Annotated in this window: 16 protein-coding genes; 8 read left to right on the top strand and 8 right to left on the bottom strand. The window is 61.8% G+C overall.

Annotated elements, in window-relative coordinates:
• Positions 1-50 precede the first annotated feature (50 nt).
• Positions 51-671 (bottom strand): hypothetical protein, encoded by a 621-nt coding sequence (locus AC5ZGW_RS04915; RefSeq protein ID WP_130224451.1) that lies wholly within the window; start codon positions 669-671, stop codon positions 51-53.
• 485 nt (positions 672-1,156) lie between these two features.
• Here AC5ZGW_RS04915 and AC5ZGW_RS04910 point away from each other — a divergent pair, with 485 nt between their 5' ends.
• The 4 genes from AC5ZGW_RS04910 to AC5ZGW_RS04895 all read left to right on the top strand — a co-directional run bounded on the left by AC5ZGW_RS04910 (position 1,157) and on the right by AC5ZGW_RS04895 (position 7,338).
• A complete protein-coding gene (locus AC5ZGW_RS04910; RefSeq protein ID WP_028166580.1) occupies positions 1,157-3,100 on the top strand; it encodes a PrkA family serine protein kinase in 1,944 nt (647 codons plus the stop codon).
• A gap of 19 nt (positions 3,101-3,119) precedes the next feature.
• Positions 3,120-4,391 (top strand): YeaH/YhbH family protein, encoded by a 1,272-nt coding sequence (locus AC5ZGW_RS04905; protein WP_165435094.1) that lies wholly within the window; start codon positions 3,120-3,122, stop codon positions 4,389-4,391.
• Positions 4,388-5,932, top strand: coding sequence for a SpoVR family protein (locus AC5ZGW_RS04900; RefSeq protein WP_130224447.1), 1,545 nt, complete (start codon positions 4,388-4,390; stop codon positions 5,930-5,932). Before AC5ZGW_RS04905 ends, AC5ZGW_RS04900 begins: the two co-directional genes overlap by 4 nt.
• Positions 5,933-6,147: 215 nt before the next feature.
• Positions 6,148-7,338, top strand: a complete 1,191-nt coding sequence (locus AC5ZGW_RS04895; protein ID WP_130224445.1) for an ABC transporter substrate-binding protein — start codon at positions 6,148-6,150, stop codon at positions 7,336-7,338.
• A gap of 202 nt (positions 7,339-7,540) precedes the next feature.
• On the opposite strand, the gene AC5ZGW_RS04890 is transcribed toward AC5ZGW_RS04895, so the two are convergent.
• The 5 genes from AC5ZGW_RS04890 to AC5ZGW_RS04870 form a co-directional block, all read right to left on the bottom strand.
• Complete coding sequence (locus tag AC5ZGW_RS04890) at positions 7,541-8,596, bottom strand: 2-oxoacid:ferredoxin oxidoreductase subunit beta (protein ID WP_130224443.1); 1,056 nt, start codon at positions 8,594-8,596, stop codon at positions 7,541-7,543.
• A gap of 130 nt (positions 8,597-8,726) precedes the next feature.
• A complete protein-coding gene (locus AC5ZGW_RS04885) occupies positions 8,727-10,574 on the bottom strand; it encodes a 2-oxoacid:acceptor oxidoreductase subunit alpha (RefSeq protein WP_165435091.1) in 1,848 nt (615 codons plus the stop codon).
• On the bottom strand, positions 10,544-12,343 hold the full coding sequence (locus AC5ZGW_RS04880) for an FAD-dependent oxidoreductase (RefSeq protein WP_130224439.1): 1,800 nt from the start codon (positions 12,341-12,343) through the stop codon (positions 10,544-10,546). The genes AC5ZGW_RS04885 and AC5ZGW_RS04880 overlap by 31 nt, the downstream gene beginning before the upstream one ends.
• A 264-nt stretch (positions 12,344-12,607) precedes the next feature.
• Positions 12,608-13,279, bottom strand: coding sequence for a DUF4286 family protein (locus AC5ZGW_RS04875; protein ID WP_130224437.1), 672 nt, complete (start codon positions 13,277-13,279; stop codon positions 12,608-12,610).
• Between the two features lie 46 nt (positions 13,280-13,325).
• The gene (locus tag AC5ZGW_RS04870; RefSeq protein WP_130224435.1) at positions 13,326-14,897 is read right to left on the bottom strand and encodes a winged helix-turn-helix domain-containing tetratricopeptide repeat protein; all 1,572 of its coding nucleotides are present in this window, start codon (positions 14,895-14,897) and stop codon (positions 13,326-13,328) included.
• Between the two features lie 163 nt (positions 14,898-15,060).
• On the opposite strand from AC5ZGW_RS04870, the gene AC5ZGW_RS04865 reads away from it, so the two are divergent.
• A complete protein-coding gene (locus tag AC5ZGW_RS04865) occupies positions 15,061-16,041 on the top strand; it encodes a Bug family tripartite tricarboxylate transporter substrate binding protein (RefSeq protein ID WP_130224433.1) in 981 nt (326 codons plus the stop codon).
• Between the two features lie 49 nt (positions 16,042-16,090).
• Positions 16,091-17,107 (top strand): methyltransferase, encoded by a 1,017-nt coding sequence (locus AC5ZGW_RS04860; RefSeq protein ID WP_130224431.1) that lies wholly within the window; start codon positions 16,091-16,093, stop codon positions 17,105-17,107.
• A 48-nt stretch (positions 17,108-17,155) separates the two neighbouring features.
• Here the strand turns inward: AC5ZGW_RS04860 and AC5ZGW_RS04855 are convergent, their stop codons facing one another.
• Entirely contained in the window at positions 17,156-17,899 is a 744-nt protein-coding gene (locus AC5ZGW_RS04855; protein ID WP_130224429.1) for an SDR family oxidoreductase, read from the bottom strand.
• Positions 17,900-18,104: 205 nt separating this feature from the next.
• Between AC5ZGW_RS04855 and AC5ZGW_RS04850 the strand changes: the two genes are divergently transcribed.
• Together AC5ZGW_RS04850 and AC5ZGW_RS04845 are read left to right on the top strand one after the other, a co-directional pair.
• Positions 18,105-18,614: a DUF4269 domain-containing protein gene (locus tag AC5ZGW_RS04850; RefSeq protein WP_130224427.1), complete on the top strand. Its 510-nt coding sequence runs from the start codon at positions 18,105-18,107 to the stop codon at positions 18,612-18,614.
• Positions 18,615-18,733: 119 nt separating this feature from the next.
• The gene (locus AC5ZGW_RS04845) at positions 18,734-19,528 is read left to right on the top strand and encodes an alpha/beta fold hydrolase (RefSeq protein WP_130224425.1); all 795 of its coding nucleotides are present in this window, start codon (positions 18,734-18,736) and stop codon (positions 19,526-19,528) included.
• 120 nt (positions 19,529-19,648) lie between these two features.
• Here the strand turns inward: AC5ZGW_RS04845 and AC5ZGW_RS04840 are convergent, their stop codons facing one another.
• Complete coding sequence (locus tag AC5ZGW_RS04840; protein ID WP_130224423.1) at positions 19,649-20,548, bottom strand: LysR family transcriptional regulator; 900 nt, start codon at positions 20,546-20,548, stop codon at positions 19,649-19,651.
• Positions 20,549-20,621: the final 73 nt, after the last annotated feature.

The raw sequence follows: 20,621 nt of genomic DNA, 5'->3' as shown, positions 1-20,621 counted from the left end.
CTCAATTGAGTTGGCTGGCCGACGAGCGTATTATCCACTTCGCGAGCGTATCATTTGTGCCTGATGGCGGCGAGTTCCCGGCGGTCGGTCACAAGCTCGGCACATTCTTCCGCGCCTGCGCGATCGACGCGAAAGAGCCTGTCGTCCGCGCCGGCGACGAGCGCGTCTTCGGCCTCTTGGTCCGGCTTGTTGCGATTCCAAGTCCTGATCCGCTCAAGACGGATGATGGTGGACTTGTCGTCTTTCGACAATGCCACATTGATACCGCCACCTTCACAATCGACGCCGCAATCGAAACGGATTTCATTGCTCGCGTCCTCTGTGACAACATGGCCGCAAAAGCCGCTGGAGTCGAAATTGCCGGTGCGGTGACGGTACTTAATTCCAAGGCGGAAGGAGTGGCTGGTGGTTTTTTCCTCCCGCGCGTTCTCCGCCGTCACCAATAATTTCATCGCGCTCACTTTCTGCTTCGGACGTTGCGTCAGATGATTGGCGTCATAACCGCGCACGAAGCAGGCGTAGCTCTTTCGGCGAGGGGGGCCTGCGAATATCCTCTTGTCGAAAGCTGCGGTCTTGGCGCTGTCGACGCCATCTTCGGCGCGAGTGTGGCCAATTCCCGCGAGCATTGCGGCTGCTACAACAAGGTGAACGGAGAATAAAATACGCTTCATGATCTGTTCAGCGAACGCAAGCGATCTATATGAAATGATACACGCCACCTCGATCGGCGCGGCAACGACGCAGCGTCACGATGTGCCGGCAGGTTTGGCTTAGTCGCGGCAGAAGCCGATGCGTTCAAACCTGTGGCAGTTCGTAGGCGTGAAGGAGCAGCGCGATGGCGGCCAAAAGGCGGTCAGAATGGCATTTGCGGATGGCAGGGAAGCCTGGTCTTTGTCGGTCCTCCGGCATGCATTCCGGTAGAATCACGGATGTGGCGGACCAGCTACATGGCCAAGAAAGTAAATGACAAATCGCGTTTTTGATGAACTATTAGGCTGGCTGCTTGTTGATAAGGCAGCAGCTGCTTGCGCCGCGCATTGCGGAAGAGAGGCTGGCGAGTGTCCAATAGGACCAGCATGTCGAGCATGATTCGAGGAACGTTTCGGCAAACCGGCTCGTTCTCGTAAGGCGGCGCAACATATCGTGGAGAGGGATCATGTACAACGATTCTCTGTTCAACGCTTTCGCTAGGTCGTTCGAGGCTCGAAGCCAGAGCGATATGTCGATGGCGGAATATCTCGAGTCGTGTCGAACTGATCCGATGCGATATGCGAATGCAGCAGAACGACTATTGGCCGCGATCGGCGAGCCGCAGATGATCGACACGGCCAAGGACCCTCGCCTTGGCCGTATCTTTATGAACCGCACGATGCGCACCTATCCGGCGTTCGCTGGCTTCTACGGCATGGAAGACACGATCGAGCGGCTCGTCGGCTTCTTCCGTCACGCCGCGCAAGGCTTGGAAGAGCGCAAGCAGATCCTCTATCTGCTCGGGCCGGTCGGCGGCGGCAAGTCATCCCTCGCCGAGCGGCTCAAGGCGTTGATGGAAGTGCATCCGATCTACGTGCTGAAGGCCGGCGACGAACTGAGCCCGGTGTTCGAAAGTCCGCTCAGCCTGTTCGATCCGGATCAGCTCGGGCCGATGCTCGAGGAGAAATACGGCATTCCGCAGCGGCGCCTCACCGGGCTGATGAGCCCGTGGTGCTACAAGCGGCTCGAGGCCTTCGGCGGTGATATCTCGCAATTCCGCGTCGCCAAGATCCAGCCGTCGCGGCTGCGGCAGATCGCGGTCGCCAAGACCGAACCCGGCGACGAGAACAACCAGGACATCTCCTCGCTGGTCGGCAAGGTCGATATCCGCAAGCTCGAGACCTACGCGCAGAACGATCCCGACGCGTACAGCTATTCGGGCGGACTCAATCGCGCCAACCAGGGCATCCTCGAATTCGTCGAGATGTTCAAGGCGCCGATCAAGATGCTGCACCCGTTGCTAACGGCGACGCAGGAAGGCAACTATATCGGCACCGAGAATATCGGCGCGATCCCGTTCGGCGGCATCATCCTCGCGCACTCCAACGAGGCGGAATGGCAGAGCTTCAAGGCCAACAAGAACAATGAGGCCTTCATCGACCGCATCTGCGTCATCAAGGTGCCTTACTGCCTGCGGGTCACCGAGGAGCAGAAGATCTACGAGAAGTTGATCCAGGGCTCCGAGCTTGCCAGCGCACCTTGCGCGCCGGCGACGCTGGAGACCTTGGCACGCTTCTCGGTGATGTCGCGCCTGCGCAAGCACGAGAACTCGACGCTGTTCGCCAAGATGCGGGTCTATGACGGCGAGAGCCTGAAGGAATCCGATCCAAAGGCGCGCAGCGTCCTGGAATATCGCGATGCCGCCGGTGTTGACGAAGGCATGGACGGCGTCTCGACGCGCTTCGCGTTCAAGGTGCTCGCCGCCACCTTCAACCACGACACGACAGAGGTCGGGGCCGATGCCGTGCACCTGATGTATGTGCTCGAGCATTCGATCCGCCGCGAGCAGCTGCCCGAGGAGGTCGAGAAGCGCTATCTCGAATTCATCAAGGCCGATCTCGCCCCGCGTTACGCGGAGTTCATCGGCAACGAGATCCAGAAGGCCTATCTCGAATCCTATTCGGATTACGGCCAGAACCTGTTCGATCGCTACGTCGATTACGCCGACGCCTGGATTGAGGATCAGGACTTCAAGGATCCCGACACCGGCCAGTTGCTCAACCGCGAGCTTCTGAACCAGGAGCTGACCAAGATCGAGAAGCCCGCCGGCATCGCCAACCCGAAGGACTTCCGCAACGAGGTCGTCAAATTCTCGCTGCGGTCGCGGGCGCATAATGGCGGCAAGAACCCGAACTGGACCTCCTACGAGAAGGTTCGCGACGTCATCGAGAAGCGGATCTTCTCGCAAGTCGAGGATCTGCTGCCGGTGATCTCGTTCGGTTCGAAGAAGGACGGCGAGACCGAGAAGAAGCACGACGACTTCGTCGCGCGGATGGTGGAGCGTGGCTACACCGAGCGGCAGGTCCGCCGTCTCGTCGAATGGTATATGCGGGTGAAGCAGGCTGGCTGAGGCGGGATGCGAAGTGACGATGCACATTGTCGATCGGCGCCTGAATCCGGGCGGCAAGAGCCTTGAGAACCGACAGCGGTTCTTGAGGCGCGCAAAGGCCCTGGTTCAGGGAGCAGTCAAGAAGACGTCGCAGGACCGGGACATCAAGGATGTGCTGGAAGGCGGTGAGATCTCCATACCGCTCGACGGCATGGATGAGCCGCGCTTCCGCCGCGAGGGCGGCACCCGCGACATGGTGCTGCCCGGCAACAAGAAGTTCATCGAAGGCGATATCCTGCCGCGTCCGAACCAGGGCGGTGGCCGCGGAACGGGGCCGGGCGAGGGCGACAGCGAGGACGCGTTCCGCTTCGTCCTGAGCCGCGACGAGTTCGTCAATTTGTTCCTCGACGACCTGGAATTGCCCGACCTCGCCAAGCGCAAGCTGGCGGAGGCGGAGAGCGAAGGCCTGCATCGCGCCGGCTACACCACCTCGGGCTCGCCCGCAAACATCTCCGTGAGCCGCACCGTCAAGCTCGCGCTGGCGCGTCGTGTCGCGCTGCGCCGGCCGCGGCCCGAACAGATCGCCGAGCTCGAGGCGGAGGCGGCGGAGGCCGAGGAGCCGCGACGCTCCGAACTGTTGGCGCAGATCGCGGCGCTGAAGGCCAAGGCCAAACGGATCCCGTTCATCGATCCCATCGATATCCGCTACCGCCGTTTCGAGACTGTGCCGAAGCCGGTGGCGCAAGCCGTGATGTTCTGCCTGATGGACGTGTCAGGCTCGATGTCGGAGCACATGAAGGACCTGGCGAAGCGGTTCTACATGCTGCTCTACGTGTTCCTGAAGCGGCGTTATCGCCACGTCGAGATCGTGTTCATCCGCCACACCGATCGCGCCGAAGAGGTGGACGAGGATACGTTCTTCCATGGCCCCGCTTCCGGCGGCACGCTGGTCTCGAGCGCGCTGCAGGCCATGCACGATATCGTACGCACCCGCTTTCGACCGGCTGACTGGAACATCTACGCCGCGCAAGCTTCCGACGGCGACAACATGACCTCCGACAGCCTCCTGACCGGACGGCTGCTCACCGAGCAGATCCTCCCGGTCACCCAGTTCTTTGCCTATCTCGAGGTCGGCGAGGCCGCAAACTACACCTTCGACATGCCGGACTCCTCGCTCTGGACCCTTTACGAGCGCCTGCGCAACGAGGGCGCGCCGCTCGCGATGCGCAAGGTGAGCGAGCGCAGCGAGATCTTCCCGGTGTTCCAGGACCTGTTCAAGCGTCGCGGCAAGCAGGAGAAGGCCACGCCATGACGAAGACAGGTGAGCGGCTGTTCGACGGCGCCGACTGGGATTTCCGCACGCTGCAGCGGGTCCACGATGCGTGCGAGGAGATCGCAAAATCGGAGCTCGGTCTCGACGTCTATCCCAACCAGATCGAGGTCATCACCGCCGAGCAGATGCTGGACGCCTATTCGTCGGTCGGCATGCCCCTGTTCTACAAACACTGGTCGTTCGGCAAACACTTCGCCTTTCAGGAAGCGTCCTACCGCAAAGGATATATGGGACTGGCGTACGAGATCGTGATCAACTCCTCGCCGTGCATTTCCTACCTGATGGAGGAAAACACCGCGACCATGCAGACGTTGGTGATCGCGCACGCAGCCTTCGGCCACAACCATTTCTTCAAGAACAACTACCTGTTCAAGCAGTGGACCGATGCCGACGGCATCCTGGACTATCTCGAATTCGCCAAGGGCTATATCTCGCACTGCGAGGATCGCCACGGCCGGCGGGCGGTCGAGCATACGCTCGACGCCGCCCATGCCTTGATGTCGCACGGCATCGATCGCTATCCCGGCAAGAAGAAGCTCGACCTGCGCACCGAGGAGAAACGCGCCGGCGAGCGCCGCGCGCATGAGGAGAGCGCCTTCAACGATCTCTGGCGCACGGTGCCGACGGGACCTGCGAAGACCAGGGCCGCGCTGACTGCGGAGCGCCGCCGCATCCTGCTCGGGCTGCCGCAGGAAAACATCCTGTACTTCCTGGAGAAGACCGCGCCGCGGCTGCAACCCTGGCAGCGCGAAGTGCTGCGCATCGTTCGCCACATCGCGCAGTATTTCTATCCGCAGAGCCAGACCAAGGTGATGAACGAGGGCACCGCCACCTACACCCATTACCGCATCATGAACCGGCTGCACGAGCAGGACCGCATTTCCGACGGCAATTTCCTCGAATTCCTGCAGTCGCACACCAACGTCGTGTTCCAGCCGGAATTCGACGATCCCCGCTTCTCCGGCTTCAACCCCTATGCGCTCGGATTTGCGATGATGCAGGACATCGAGCGGATCGTGACCGAGCCGGAGGAAGAGGACCGCGAATGGTTTCCTGACATCGCGGGCAGGGGCGATGTCATGGGCGTGTTGCGCGAGGTCTGGGCCAACTATCGCGATGAGAGCTTCATCGGCCAATTCCTGAGCCCGCGGCTGGTACGGCGCCTGCGCCTGTTCCACCTGCATGACGATCCCGCGGAGACCGCCGGCATCCGCGTCGATGCCATCCATGACGAGCGCGGCTATCGCCGGGTGCGCCGCGAACTGGCGCGGCAATACGATGTCGGCTTCATCGATCCCAACATCGAGGTCGTCGATGTCGACCTTGAAGGCGATCGCCGGCTGATGCTGCGCCATACCGTCGTCAAGGGATCGCAACTGGTCGAAACCGATGCGCGTCGCGTGCTGCAGCACCTCGCCGACCTCTGGAGCTACGACGTGGTTCTCACCGAGGTCGACACTCACGACAAGGTGCTGAAGGAATATGTCGTGAGCCCGCGCATCCTGCCCGCAGTGGCGTAGCGGTCGAAGCCGTAGCCCGGGTGAAGCGTCAGCGTAACCCGGGACCTCTCGTAAATACAGATGCAGACGTCCCCGGGTTACGCTCCGCTCCACCCGGGCTACGCAGCGATCGTGTGTCTCACGAATTGCCGGCACGCGGAATTCTTGCGCGATTGCCTCATCTGGCGCGATTGGTATGGTGCGCGCGGTCGAAAAAACCAAAAAGGAAATAGACCGTGACAACTCGCAAATGTCTGGCGGGCGCTCTCGCCTCCGCCGCGCTCTCGATGCTGACGATGTCAGCTTCGCTCAGTGCCGAAACCACCATCAAGCTTGGAAACACCGCGCCCTACAGCGGGCCCGCATCGGCCTACAGCACCATCGCGCGCGCGGAAGCCGCGTATTTTCAGATGTTGAACGACCAGGGCGGCATCAACGGCCGCAAGATCGAATTCGACAGCCTGGACGATGCCTATTCGCCGTCGAAGACGGTGGAGCAGACACGCAAGCTCGTCGAACAGGATGAGGTGCTTGCGCTGTTCAGTTCCGTCGGCACCGCGCCCAACATCGCCGTTCAGAAATACCTGAACATCAAGCGCGTGCCGCAGCTCTTCGTCTCATCGGGCGCGACGCGGTGGAACGACCCGAAACAGTTCCCCTGGACCGTCGGCTTCAACCCGACCTACGAACTCGAAGGCAGGCTCTACGCCAAGTACATTCTGCGGACCAAGCCGGACGCCAAGATCGCCGTGATCACGCCGAACGAGGACGCCGGCAAGGATTATCTGAGGGGTTTCAAGGAAGGGCTCGGCGAGCATGTCGGCCAGATCGTATCCGAGACGACCTATCTGACCAGCGATCCGACCATCGATTCACAGATGGTGTCGATGCGCGAGTCCGGCGCAGACGTGTTCTTTGCCGAGGCGACACCGAAGTTCGCGGCGCAAGCGCTGCGCAAGGCCGCCGGCATGGGCTGGAAACCGCTGATCATCCTGCCGACCGTCTCCAATTCCGTATCCGCCGTGCTCGAACCTGCTGGTCTTGAGAACGCCGTCGGTGTTGTTACTGGCCTGTATCTGAAGGACCCGACTGATCCGCGCTGGGCCGACGATCCCGCGCAGCAGGAATTCTCGGCCTGGATGAAGAAGTATCAGCCGAATGCCAGCCCCGGCGATCTCTTCAATGTGCAGGGCTATACGGTTGCTGGCGTGATGGCTGCGGTGCTGAAGAACTGCAAGGACGATCTCAGCCGCGATAACATTATTAAGCAGGCCAGCAATCTCAACGGGCTCGAATTGCCGATGCTGCTGCCGGGCATCAAGGTGACGACCGAGCCGACCAATGTCACGCCGATCAGGCAAATCCAGATGGCGCGCTTCGACGGCAAGTCATGGGTCCTGTTCGGCGACGTGCTCGGCGACAAGTGAGGGCGTGCGCTCTGCCTTCACCTCTCCCCGCACGCGGGGAGAGGTCGGAATTCAAGCGCAGCTTGAATTCCGGGTGAGGGGAGCCTCCGCGAGCACGTCTCTCACCGTCTTCGCGGAGAGAGCCCCTCACCCCAACCCTCTCCCCGTAAGAACGGGGAGAGGGAGGAGCACCGTCAATCGTTCTGATCTGATTTCGCCAGCTTCAGCGCAGGCTGGTGTTGATCTTATCCAGCGCGGCGGAGCCGGGGCAGAGCGCCTTCGCATCCAGCGTATTGAGCGGGGTGTCCACCGTGTTGAGATGGGCGTGCAGATCCTCGGCTTCCGGATCGACGTACAACAGCCCGGTGACGATCTGGCCCTTGGCGGCGTGCTTCTGCAGGAAGGTCATCGCGCCCACCCGGTCATGCGGATCGTAATCGGCATCGAGTTTGCGCAGCGCGATCCGCGAGCCGTCGTGCTGCTCGACCACCTGCACGGTGCCGGGCGCATAGTCGACATGGATCGGCTCGCGGCCGACCAGCACGTCGAGCCGGTTCACGGCGTCGTTGTGCTCGCGGACATAATCGAAACTCTTGGTCGAGCCGGCGTGATTGTTGAAGGCGATGCAGGGGCTGATGACGTCGATGAAGGACGCGCCCTTGTGCTGGATCGCGGCCGCGATCAACGGCACGAGCTGGGTCTTGTCGCCGGAGAAGCTGCGCGCCACGAAGGTGGCCCCGAGCTGCAGCGCGATCGCGACCAGGTCGATTGCGTTGTCGGTATTGACCACGCCCTTCTTGGACTTCGAGCCGCGGTCGGCGGTCGCCGAGAACTGGCCCTTGGTCAGGCCGTAGACGCCGTTGTTCTCGACGATATAGGTCATGTTGACGCCGCGGCGGATCGAATGCGCGAACTGGCCGAAGCCGATCGAGGCGCTGTCGCCGTCGCCGGAGACGCCGAGATAGATCAGGTCGCGGTTGGCGAGGTTGGCGCCTGTCAGCACCGACGGCATGCGGCCATGCACGGAGTTAAAGCCGTGTGAATTGCCGAGGAAATAGTCCGGCGTCTTCGAGGAGCAGCCGATGCCCGAGATCTTCGCCACCCGGTGCGGCTCGATCGAGAGCTCGTAGCAAGCCTCGATGATCGAGGCTGTGATCGAGTCATGGCCGCAGCCGGCGCACAGCGTCGAGATCTTGCCCTCGTAGTCGCGGTGGGTATAGCCGAGCTCGTTCTTCTTGAGGCCGGGATGATGGAATTTCGGCTTTGCAATGTGGGTCATAACAACACCTGCGGTCCCCGCCGCGTCATGGCCGGGCTTGACCCGGCCATCCACGTACTGGTCAGGAGAAAGAAAGGCGTGGATGCCCGGGTCAAGCCCGGGCATGACGCCGGAGAAATCAAAACATCGGTCATGACACGGCCTTGCGCAGAGGGGTCACCTTGAGATGGTCCTGGTGGTCGCCGATCGCGTTGGCAATGAAGCGCGCGGTGATCGGCGTGCCGTCATAATGCAGGATCGGCACCAGCCGCACGGGATCGATGCCGTTCTCGTTGACGATCAATTGCCGGAGCTGCGCGTCGCGGTTCTGCTCGACCACGTAAACGAAATCGTGGTCGGCGATGAAGCTCGCCACGCTGGAGTGGAACGGGAAGGCGCGGATGCGCAGCCGGTCCAGATGATGGCCGCGCGAGTCCAGAATCTCGATCGCCTCGTCCATCGCCGGCGCGGTCGAGCCGAAATAGATCACGCCATATTTGGTCGGCTTGGCCGCATTGGCCTGCAGAGGCCGCGGCACCAGGTCCTGCGCGGTCTCGAACTTGCGCACCAGGCGCTGCATGTTGTCGGCGTAAACCGGGCCTTCCTCCGAATAGCGCGCATAGCGGTCGCGCGAGGTGCCGCGGGTGAAGTACGAGCCCTTGGTCGGGTGCGTGCCGGGATAGGTGCGGAAGGGAATGCCGTCGCCGTCGACATCGAGATAGCGGCCGAAATCGCGGCCTTCTTCCAGCATCTCCCTGGTCATCACCTTGCCGCGGTCATATTGCCGCGCGTCGTCCCAGCGCAGCGGCCGGCACAGCCGGTGGTTCATGCCGATATCGAGATCGAGCATCACGAAGATCACGGTCTGCAGCCGCTCGGCGAGATCGAAGGCGGTCGCGGCAAACTCGAACGCCTCCGCCGGATCTTCCGGGAACAGCAGCACATGCTTGGTGTCGCCATGCGAAGCATAGGCGCAGGCGATGATGTCGCATTGCTGGGTGCGCGTCGGCATGCCGGTCGAAGGACCGGCGCGCTGCACGTTCATGATCACGGCCGGAATCTCGGCGAAGTAGGAGAGGCCAATGAACTCCGTCATCAAGGAGATGCCGGGGCCGGAGGTCGTGGTGAAGGCGCGCGCGCCGTTCCATGAGGCGCCGATCACGATGCCGATCGAAGCAAGCTCGTCCTCGGCCTGCACGATCGCATATTTCGCCTGACCGGTCTCCGGATCGTGCCGCAGCTTCTTGCAGTGGTTGGTGAAGGCCTCGGCGAGCGAAGATGACGGCGTGATCGGATACCACGCGCAGACCGTGGCGCCGCCATAGACTGCGCCGAGCGCGGCGGCGCTGTTGCCTTCCAGAAAGATGCGGTCGCCGACCTTGTCGGCCTTCTTGACCCTGAGCCCGATCGGGCATTTCAGGTTTTGCAGCGCCCAGTCGCGGCCGAGATGCAGCGCATGGACGTTGGAGGAGAGCAGCTTCTCCTTGCCCTTGTACTGCTCGCCGATCAGTTGCTCGATCAGCTTCGGATCCATCTCGAGCAGCGCGGACAGCGCGCCGAGATAGATGATGTTCTTGAACAGTTGGCGCTGGCGCGGATCGGTATAGGTCGAGTTGGTGATCGCGGTCAGCGGCACCCCGATCACGGTGATGTCGGCGCGGAATTTCGACGACGGCATCGGCTTGGTTGAATCGTAGAACAGATAGCCGCCGGGCTCGATCGAGGCGACGTCCTTGTCCCATGTCTGCGGGTTCATCGCCACCATCATGTCGACGCCGCCGCGGGCGCCGAGATGGCCGGCTTCTGTCACCCGCACTTCATACCACGTCGGCAGGCCCTGGATGTTGGAGGGGAAGATGTTGCGCGGTGACACCGGCACGCCGTGGCGCAGGATCGCACGCGCGAACAATTCGTTGGCGCTCGCCGAACCCGAGCCGTTGACGTTGGCGAAGCGGACGACGAAGTCGTTTACGCTGCTGATCGGGCTTTGGACTGACATGTTGATCCCGCGTGAACCATATCGATGAGGTATTTCTGCATGTCCCAGGCGCCGGTCGGGCAGCGCTCGGCGCACAGCCCGCAATGCAGGCAGACGTCTTCGTCCTTCGCCATGATGCGGCCGGTCTTCAGCCCGTCGGCGACATAGAGCGCCTGGTCGTGATGCGGCGAGGGCGCCTTCAGCCGCTGCCGCAGATCGTCCTCCTCGCCGTTCTCTGTGAAGGTGATGCAATCCATCGGGCAGATGTCGACGCAGGCGTCGCATTCGATGCAGAGCGGCGCGGTGAACACGGTCTGCACGTCGCAGTTCAGGCAGCGCTCGGCCTCGCCGAGTGCGAGCTTGAGGTCGTAGCCGAGCTCGACCTCGGCGCGGATGTCCTTCAGCGCGATCACCTTGTCGCGATGCGGCACCTTGAAGCGCTTGTCGGTGGAGATGTCGTTGTCGTAGCTCCACTCATGGATGCCCATCTTCTGCGAGGAAACGTGCACCTCGGGCAGCGGGCGCTCGTTAATGTCCTCGCCGGACAGCATCTTGTGGATCGACAACGCGGCATCATGGCCATGCGCCACCGCCCAGATGATGTTCTTCGGGCCGAATGCGGCATCGCCGCCGAAGAACACTTTTGGATTGGTCGAGGCGAAGGTCGTCGGATCGACCTTCGGCATGTGCCATTTGTCGAATTCGATGCCGCAATCGGCCTCGATCCAGGGGAAGGCGTTCTCCTGGCCGACCGCGACCAACACGTCGTCGCAGGCCACGGTCTCGTCGGGATCGCCCGACGGCACCAGATTGCGCCGGCCCTTGGCGTCGTATTCGGCCTTCACCTTCTGGAAGGTGACGCCGGTGAGCTTGCCGTTGTCGTGGATGAAGGCGACCGGCACCATGTAATTGAGGATCGGGATGTCCTCATGGAGCGCGTCTTCCTTCTCCCAGGGCGAGGCCTTCATCTCGTCGAAGCCGGAGCGGACGATCACTTTCACGTCCGCCCCGCCGAGGCGGCGCGCGGTGCGGCAGCAATCCATCGCCGTGTTGCCACCGCCGAGCACGATCACGCGGCGGCCGATTTTCTCGACATGGCCGAACGACACTGACGACAGCCACTCGATGCCGATGTGGATGTTGGCGGCTGCCTCCTTGCGGCCGGGAATGTCGAGCTCGCGGCCGCGCGGCGCACCGGAGCCGACGAAGATCGCGTCATAGTTCTCGGACAGCAGTTGCTTCAGGCTGTCGATGCGGTGGGCGCCCTTGAACTCGATGCCGAGGCCCAGGATGTAGTCGGTTTCCTCGTCGATCACCGAATCCGGCAGGCGGAATTTCGGGATCTGCGTCCGCATCATGCCGCCGGCCTTGGGATCCTGGTCGAACACGGTGCAGTGATAGCCAAGCGGGGCAAGGTCGCGCGCCACCGTGAGCGAAGCGGGGCCGCCGCCGATCAGCGCAATGCGCTTGCCGTTCTTCGGCCCGGGCCGTGGCAGGCGGTGCTTGATATCGTCCTTGAAGTCGGCTGCCACGCGCTTCAGGCGGCAGATCGCGACCGGATTTTCCTCGACGCGGCCGCGGCGGCAGGCCGGCTCGCATGGACGGTCGCACGTGCGGCCCAGAATCCCGGGGAACACGTTGGACTTCCAGTTGATCATGTAGGCGTCGCTGTAACGCCCCTCGGCAATCAAACGGATATATTCGGGAACCGGTGTATGTGCGGGGCAGGCCCATTGGCAGTCGACTACTTTGTGAAAGTAGTCCGGCGCCGAGATATCAGTCGGTTTCATTCCTACCTTATCCGCGCGGGACCCAAGTCGGAGCCCAAAGTCAGATGCGCGGCCTTATCTTTGCCTGCGAACGCCCAACGGACGGGCGTTCTTCTGGTTTTCCAATTGCATCATAGACGGCTCTTATTAGAGCCATTCCAGATCAGGCACACAAGCCAATTCTGCGCGACATCAGGCATTCGCGCGGTGCAGCACGCGCCTGCCGCTCAGCTCCATGAAGGCTTTATGCGGCGGTGCAACAATTCGTGACACCGCCGCCGCGGATTACGCGCGGGGCAGGTCGCTCTTGGCGAGGTCCCACATCAGCCGGTAAGTGCCGCTGGAGATCACCAGCGGCTTGCAGGCGGCGTTGTCAGTCACCAGCGCCAAGGCGGTCGGGACGGCCCTTACATCGGTCGCGTCAATCAGCACGAACCAGTCTCCGGCGCCCGGGGCGGCATTCGATGTATCTGATGTCAGCGGTTTCGAAAGGGCAGGGTCGTTTTCGATCAAATGGATGGAGATGATCCCATCGAGCTTGGCGGGATCGAGCTGGTCGCGCAGCGCTTCGCGCAGTCTGTCTTTGCCTTCGCCGGGCGGACGAAGCCGGACGATGCCGAGCGCAGCGCCGCGGCCGGTGCCCCGGCTGATGGTGATGCGCGCGACGCCGCGGATCATGTTCTTGAAGCGCGCGATGTTGGCCTTGGACCATTCGGTCTGGTTGGCGAGTGCGGTGCGGTAGGCCGGACTATCCAACACCTCGAAGGTCTCAGTCGAGTAGAGGCTGAGATATTTCGGTTTTCCCTCATGTGCGACGTAGCGACGCGCCTCCAGGAAACCATTAATGGCGACGCGCTCCTCGAGATGCTCGCGGTCGTACCAGCGATTGAAATCGGCCTCATCAGCGGGATCGATATCCATCGACGTCAGCAGCATGCCTTTTCCGGCCAAGGGCATTAGTGTTCTCCAGAAGTTTCCAACTGCGGAATTACTGTCCGGCTATTCAGCCGTTCGGTAGCCCTGCTTTGCGCATACCTTCGGCGATCCGTGCGCGCTGCGCGAGGCAGGTCGGGTTGTCCATTGGCGCGATGGCGAGGAAGTGGGAGAGCGTGAAATCGGGATCGAGGGCCAGCCCCGCCTGTACCGAAGCCTGTGCTTCCTCGATCCGCTCGAGATGTGCCAAGGCCGCGGCAAGGTAGAAGTGAACGAACGCGGCGACATTCCGGTTGGTCTCGATGGAGCGCCTAAACCAGTAGGCGGCCGCTTCATCGGCTGCAAGATAGGACTGCGCGACACCCGCTGTATTCATCCAACTGAACGCTCGGTTGTCACGTGGCGAAAGCCGAAATGCTTCCATGACGTAGGCTTCAGTTTCTTCGGCTCGACCGAGATAACATTTGCCAAGCCCAATCCATGCGTAAGCTGTGGCCAGATTTCGATCCAGCGCCAAGGCCCGCTCACATTCGGCGATGCCCTGAGCGGCACGCTTGGTAAAAATCTGGACGACGCCAAGAAGGCAATGCGCCATCGCGTGGTTGGGCACGTACGCCAGGACCTTGGTCAAAGACGTCTCGGCCGCCAGAAGGCGTGCGGTCCGGTCGCCGGTCTGCATGGACGTTCCCCGCATGGCATCGACGAACGCCATGCCAACCATTGCCTCAGCGTTGCCGGCATCCAGGCATAAGGCCTGTTCGAAGAACCTGCGCGCATGCGACAGGTTGGCCGGGTCCGATCCCCGGTTCACACACGCCATGCCCTGGAAATACAGGTCCATCGAATCCGGAAGCGGCGCCCGCGCCGCCCGCCGCGCCTCAGCCGTGACCAATTCCGTTCCAAGCTGATTGGCAAGACGCGCGCCGATTTCATCCTGCATGTCGAAGAGATCGGCGATCGGCTTGTCGAACCGTTCGGCCCACAGGTGATTGCCGGTCTCGGCATCAATGAGCTGAACGTTGATACGCATGCGGCTTCCATTACGCTGCACGGAACCCTCGAGGACATAGCGAACGCCGAGTTCTCGACCGATCTGCTTCAGATCGACATGCTTGCCCTTGTAGGTGAAAGCGGTGTTGCGGCCTATCACGAAGATCCCGACCATGCGCGACAGATCCGTGGTCAGGCTCTCGGTCACGCCGTCGACGAAATATTCCTGCTCGGGATCGGAGCTGAGATTGGTGAACGGCAGGACGACCAGCGAAGGTTTATCAGGAATGGCAAAGCCCGGTTTCGGCGAGCCGTCCGACACCGTTGCGCCCGCTGGCACAGCCGTTTCGTGCACCGTGCCGATGAAACGGACACCCTTGCGCGGAAACGTTCTGATGAGGCGCTGTTCGTCCCCGGAGTCGCCAATCGCCCTGCGCGCAGCATTCAGGCGCGTGGTCAGGGCCACATCCGAAACGATGCGGCCTTGCCAGATGGCTTTGATGAGATCGTCTTTGCTGACAACGCGGTCCCGGTTGCCGATCAGATAGCCAAGCAAGTCGAATACTTTCGGCGCGACTGCGATGATATCCGCGCCGCGACGCAGCTCGCGCCGTGCGGTATCAAATGAAAAATCTTCAAAAAAATAACGCAAGCGACTTCCCCGCACGGCGGCCAATCATGGAAGTTTATGCCCGAGCGCAAGAGTAAGCCGACGATAAGGAAAAAGTAAGCCGGAGACCAAGCCTGTCCATCCTCGCCGTGCTACATCCAAAGGTAGAGTAAGCGCGGAATGAGATCAGGTTGGGAGACAGTTGATGATCACACGTCGTGACTTGTTGACCGTGTCGGCGGCCGGTGTCGCGTTCTCCGCCGCGGGTCTCGTGCAGCATGCCATCGCGCAACCATCGGCAAGAACCGTGCATATACTGACGGGCTTTACGCCGGGGTTGCAGGACGCCCTGGCAAGGCTCGTTGCCGGCCAGATGAAGGATTATGCGGAGACGATCGTGGTCGAGACCCGACCAGGCGCCGCCGGCCGTGTCGCGGTCGAGGCGGTGAAGACGGCTGACGCCGACGGAACCGTCCTGCTGTTCGCGCCGCTTGGATTCATGATGCTCTTTCCGCACGTTTACAAGACGCTCAGATATGAGCCGCGCGATTTCACGGCGGTGTCGACCGTCGCCTCGACTCCGACCTTGCTCACGGTAGGTCCGAAGGTGCCGGGTGACGTAAGGACCCTTGCAGATTTCGTCGCCTGGTGCCGCGCCAACCCAAAGCAGGCCACCTACGGCACGGCAGGTGCCGGCACCACGCTGCATTTCCTCGGCGCGATGCTGGGCCGCACCGCGGGCTTTGATTTTCTTCATGTGCCCTATCAAGGCAATGGCGCGATCCAGGATTTGGTCAAAGGAGAGATCGCATCGGCCATTATGCCGGTCGGAAGTTCACTGGGCCTCGTCCGATCCGGAGATCTTCGTGCGCTGGCGACCACCGGACCGCGCCACAGTCCGTTTCTTCCTGATGTGCCGACGGTGCGAGAACTCGGCTATCCCTCGCTTGAGGACCTCACATGGTACGGGTTTTTCGTTCCCGCGCAGACGCCGGCGGATATTGTCGAGCGCCTCAATGATTCCATCCAGGCTGCCCTCCGCATCGACGAGGTAAGGTCCGGCATGGTAAAGCTGGCAGTAGAGCCCGACGCGATCGCGATGGGCGACTTCGCCCGGCTGATCGCATCCGAATCCGAACGCTGGAAAGCGATCGTGCAAGCAACGGGATTCACTCCGACCAATTGAAGACTCCGATCGACTGCAGTCCCGGGCTCTCATCCTGTTGGAGGAACACATGAACGGATCAGAATCGATATTCGATCTCGTGCAATCCCACCGCGTAACGGCGGCGATCTATGCTGCCGCCAAGCTCGACCTCGCGGAGGCGATCGGAGACGATGCAAAATCGATGGCCGAGCTTGCCCGGTTGGTGTCCGCCGACGAAAGCGCGCTGCGCAGGCTGCTCGTTGCGCTGACAACGATTGGGGTCTGCAACCGGGCAGGCGGGGACAGGTTTACGATCACCGACCTCGGCCGACAGCTTGATCGCAATGCCAATCCCTCTTTCAAGGACTGGGTTCTCTTCGAAGGCGAAGTCCTCGTGCGATCCTGGTCCGGCCTTGTCGATTCCGTTCGCTCCGGGAAGACCGCGACCGAGATGCGGGGAGAGGGACATGATCGCTATGCCGTGATGGGCAGCTCGCCGGAACTTGTGGCCCGTTTCAATGCTGCGATGGTCAGTCTGACGCGAAGCCTCGTTCCAAAAATCGTGCAGGCATACGATTTCTCGACCGCGCGCGTCGTCATGGATCTCGGCGGCGGCTCAGGCGAGCTGATCGCCGGCGTGCTGCTGCATAATCCGTATCTCACGGGAATAGCGTGCGATCTTGCACGCTGCGAGAAGGAGGCGCGAGCGCATTTCAATCGGGTTGGCATCGCCGACCGCTGCCGGTTCGTTGCCGGCGATTTCTTCGAGGCGGTCCCGAGCGGCGCCGATACAATCCTGATGAAGAGCATCCTCCATAATTGGAGGGACGATCGGAGCCAGATCATACTGCGCAAGTGCCGGGATGCGCTTCCAGTGGGCGGCAAGCTGATCATCGTCGAGCGGATCATGCCGGAGCTTCCCACAACGGCCGCTCAACATCGCGAGCGCGCCATGAGCGACCTCAACATGCTGCGGGAACCGGGTGGCTTGGAGCGCACCGAAGCCCAGTACCGCACCCTTGCCGAGGCGGCCGGCTTCACCTTTGCAGGGCTCTCCAGCGCCGGCTCGTTCAGCCTGATTCAATTCGACAAGATCACGAACTGAGGTCGGTGCGGAAACTCCGAGTCTGGGTCAGCCGAGCCTCGACCGACGTTAGAGTCTCGCGAGCCAAGCCTCCAGGCGGGTTGGTCCAAGCCTGGCTGTACCGCTGGGCGTCAGCGAGGCATCGTCGATCGGCGCGCCATAATACTCTGCGGTTGGATCGCCGAAAACGAGCCGGCTGTCGCCTGATGCCTTCAGGCGGCGCGCAACGAATTCATTGAAGGGCGCCTTCTCCGGGCCTGCAATATCGATCGTCGCGTTCAGCGGCTGCCCGACCGCGACCTCTGCCAGGCAGTCAACGACATCGTCGGCCGCGATCGGCTGGAACAGGGCCGACGGAACGACAATCCTGTTCCCGATCGCTCCGGTTTCGGCGATGGCGCTCAGGAATTCGAAGAACTGGGTCGCACGGACGATGGAGTAGGGAACGCCGGACGATTTGATCAGTGTCTCCTGCGCGATCTTGGCACGAAAATAGGCGATATCCGGCGAGCGGTCGGTCCCGACAATCGATAGCGCGACGTGATGCGTCACGCCGGCTGCGGTTTCCGCAGCAACGAGATTGCGGGTGGAACGCTCGAAAAAGTCGAGCACTGCGGCAGGTTCCCAGGATGGCGAATTGGAAACGTCCACCACGACTTGCGCGCCGGTGAGCGCGGCCGCGAGCCCTTCTCCGGTCACCGCGTTCACGCCCGACCGCGGAGAGGCCGGCACGGCCTCGTGTCCCTGTTGGCTGAGCTTTGCGACCAGCTTCGATCCGATCAGCCCGGTGCCGCCGATGACGATGATCTTCATGACACTCTCCCTCAGCGTTTGACGAAGGCGAGTAGTTCCGGATTGACGACTGGGACGGCTCGCCAACAGGTGCGCAAATATCTCACGAGCCGCTAAGTCCAGCAACTCTTGGGAGCGATGATGGAGGATCGCATGAAATGTGGTACTGCGAATGCTGAAAGGCTGAGAGCCGGCGTGGCGGCGGTTCGTGCCTCGGCGAGCAACGATGGAATACGAAGCCGCGATCAGTAGCTCAGGTGTGTTGGATACGCTCCGTGCGTTCGATCCCCATGTCGTCGGCACTCTTCCCTTGGCGATTTCCGTGCCGGGCAGCGATATCGACATCGTCTGTCACGCATTTGGCCCGGCGGTCTTTGCCGAGGCGATCTGGAAACAATACCAATCCTGCGATGGCTTCCGTCTTTATCAGTGGACCTCCGCGGGACGACCGGTGGTCGCTCGCTTCGAATGGAGCGGGTGGCCCTTCGAGGTGTTCGGCGACACTCGGCCGGTGGATCAGCAGGACGGCTGGTTGCATTTCGAGATCGAAAGAAGATTGCTGGCGCTCGACGACGGACGCCTCCGCAAGGCCGTCCTTCAGCAAAGGTCGCTCGGGATCAAGACCGAGCCCGCCTTCGCAGCCGTTCTTGGGATAGACGGCGATCCCTATCGCGGCTTGCTCGAACTCGCTTCCGAGACCGACGTCCAGTTGCGCGCTCGGCTGAACTCATTGTGAGGAATCGTCCGGCGCGCCGCTGGCGAGCCGCTCTGTTACCGCCGTAGCTCAAATTCCGTCGCCTTTGTCGGGCCGATGTCGCATGCTTCAATGACGGAGATGGTAAGCAGGAGCAAGAAGTGCCCTACGCGGACGTTAACGGTCAGCGGCTCTATTACGAGGATACGGGCGGCGCTGGCCCGGCGATTGTCTTCTCGCACGGACTGTTGCTTGACGGCACCATGTTCTCGCCGCAGGTGATGGCGTTCCGGGACAGATACCGCTGCATCGTGTGGGACGAGCGTGGGCATGGGAAGACTGCCACGGAAACGTTGCCCGCCTTTTCGTACTACGATTCTGCAAACGATCTCTCCGCGCTCCTTTCGTTTCTCGGCATCGACAGCGCGATTCTCGTCGGCGTGTCTCAGGGCTCCTTCCTTGGTATGAGATGCGCCTTGATGAATCCCGAACGCGTCCGTGCCTTGGTCTTGATCGCAACGCAGGCGGGCGTAGATGATCCGAAAACACTCGCGAGCTATCGCGCGCTGCTCGGTGCATGGATCGCGGGCAAGCTGCCGGACGAAATCGCCACCACGGTCGAGCACATCATTTTCGGTCCCAACTGGCCTGGCGCCTCCGCATGGAGGGAAAAGTGGCGTGCCATGACCGCGCCAAATCTCTTGAGCTGTCTCGACACGCTCGCTCGCCGAGACGACATCAGCGACAAGATCTCCTCGATCCGCGTCCCCGCACTGGTCATCCATGGCGATGCTGATGCCGCCATTCCACTTTCGAGGGCGCAAGCCATGAAGGCAGCAATCCCCAATGCGGAACTGATCCTGATTGCGGGCGGTCACTCCGTCAACATGACGAACCCGGGACCCGTGAACGCAGCCATCAAGGACTTCCTTGAACGACATCCTCTCGTCTCGTGAACGCTGAAGGTGTGAAGGTGGACATGTCAGAAGGTGCTGCTGAGCGTGCACGTGATCCAGTCCAAGGCCGTGGCTGAAACGCTGCGGCTTTGGCGCGCCTCGACAAAACTCCAGCAGCGATCATTTGCGGCGGTACCGAAGCGCATCGACCAGCAGCGAGAACGCCGGTGATGGCTGCCTGCGGCTCGGATAATAGAGGTGATAGCCGGAGAACGGCGGGCACCAGTCCGACAGGACGCGCACAAGCTGGCCGCTCGACAAATACGGCTGCACATGCCCCTCGGTCAGGTAGGCGAGCCCGAAGCCTTTCAAGGCGGCGCTAAGCAGCGCGCCGGCGCCATTGAAGACAAGCTGGCCCTCGACGCGCACATTCACTTCACGCCCGTTCTTCTCGAATTCCCAGGCATAGAGGCTCCCGCCATGCGTGGGCAGGCGAAGGTTGATGCAGTTGTGATGGGTCAGATCCTGCGGCGTCCGCGGCCGCTTCCGGTTGGAGAAGTAGGAGGGCGCGCCCACGACCGCCATGCGCAGGTCCGGCCCCACCCGGACAGCGATCATGTCCTTTGCCACCAATTCGCCCGGCCGAATCCCGGCGTCGTACTGGGCCGCGACGATGTTGGTGAGACCGTAGTCGATCAGCACCTCGACCTTGATATCCGGGTAGTGCGGCAGGATGTTCGCCAGGGCAGGCATCAGGATCGCGTCCGCGGCATGTTCCGTGGCGGTGATCCGGATCGTGCCTGCCTGCTTCTCGCGCAGTTCGCCCAAGGCCGCCAGCTCGACATCCATCTCGTCGAACTTGGGCCCGATCTTCAGGAACAGCCGTTCGCCGGCCTGAGTTGGTGTGACGCTCCGGGTCGTGCGGTTCAGCAACCTGACACCCAACCGCTCTTCCAGGCCGCGGACGATCTCGCTGAGGGTCGGTTGCGAGATTCCGAGCTTTGCCGCCGCCCGGGTGAAACTTCGCTCCCGCGCCACTGCCAGAAAGGCAAGTAGATCGCTCGCGTTCTCGCGGTCCATTTATAGGCCACTCCGATAAATCTGATCGGATTTTATCATCTAATCCTCGGATGCCCAACGCGCTACGTTCGCC

The sequence above is a fragment of the Bradyrhizobium sp. Crot121 genome, assembly GCF_059512385.1.
This window is presented reverse-complemented; position numbering and strand designations above follow the sequence as displayed.

What these genes read in the sequence shown, in the direction of transcription:
- AC5ZGW_RS04915 (WP_130224451.1), bottom strand. Translation starts at nt 671, where the DNA reads ATGAAGCGTATTTTATTCTCCGTTCACCTTGTTGTAGCAGCCGCAATG.
- AC5ZGW_RS04910 (WP_028166580.1), top strand. Translation starts at nt 1,157, where the DNA reads ATGTACAACGATTCTCTGTTCAACGCTTTCGCTAGGTCGTTCGAGGCT.
- AC5ZGW_RS04905 (WP_165435094.1), top strand. Translation starts at nt 3,120, where the DNA reads ATGCACATTGTCGATCGGCGCCTGAATCCGGGCGGCAAGAGCCTTGAG.
- AC5ZGW_RS04900 (WP_130224447.1), top strand. Translation starts at nt 4,388, where the DNA reads ATGACGAAGACAGGTGAGCGGCTGTTCGACGGCGCCGACTGGGATTTC.
- AC5ZGW_RS04890 (WP_130224443.1), bottom strand. Translation starts at nt 8,596, where the DNA reads ATGACCCACATTGCAAAGCCGAAATTCCATCATCCCGGCCTCAAGAAG.
- AC5ZGW_RS04885 (WP_165435091.1), bottom strand. Translation starts at nt 10,574, where the DNA reads ATGTCAGTCCAAAGCCCGATCAGCAGCGTAAACGACTTCGTCGTCCGC.
- AC5ZGW_RS04880 (WP_130224439.1), bottom strand. Translation starts at nt 12,343, where the DNA reads ATGAAACCGACTGATATCTCGGCGCCGGACTACTTTCACAAAGTAGTC.
- AC5ZGW_RS04875 (WP_130224437.1), bottom strand. Translation starts at nt 13,279, where the DNA reads ATGCCCTTGGCCGGAAAAGGCATGCTGCTGACGTCGATGGATATCGAT.
- AC5ZGW_RS04865 (WP_130224433.1), top strand. Translation starts at nt 15,061, where the DNA reads ATGATCACACGTCGTGACTTGTTGACCGTGTCGGCGGCCGGTGTCGCG.
- AC5ZGW_RS04860 (WP_130224431.1), top strand. Translation starts at nt 16,091, where the DNA reads ATGAACGGATCAGAATCGATATTCGATCTCGTGCAATCCCACCGCGTA.
- AC5ZGW_RS04855 (WP_130224429.1), bottom strand. Translation starts at nt 17,899, where the DNA reads ATGAAGATCATCGTCATCGGCGGCACCGGGCTGATCGGATCGAAGCTG.
- AC5ZGW_RS04850 (WP_130224427.1), top strand. Translation starts at nt 18,105, where the DNA reads ATGGAATACGAAGCCGCGATCAGTAGCTCAGGTGTGTTGGATACGCTC.
- AC5ZGW_RS04840 (WP_130224423.1), bottom strand. Translation starts at nt 20,548, where the DNA reads ATGGACCGCGAGAACGCGAGCGATCTACTTGCCTTTCTGGCAGTGGCG.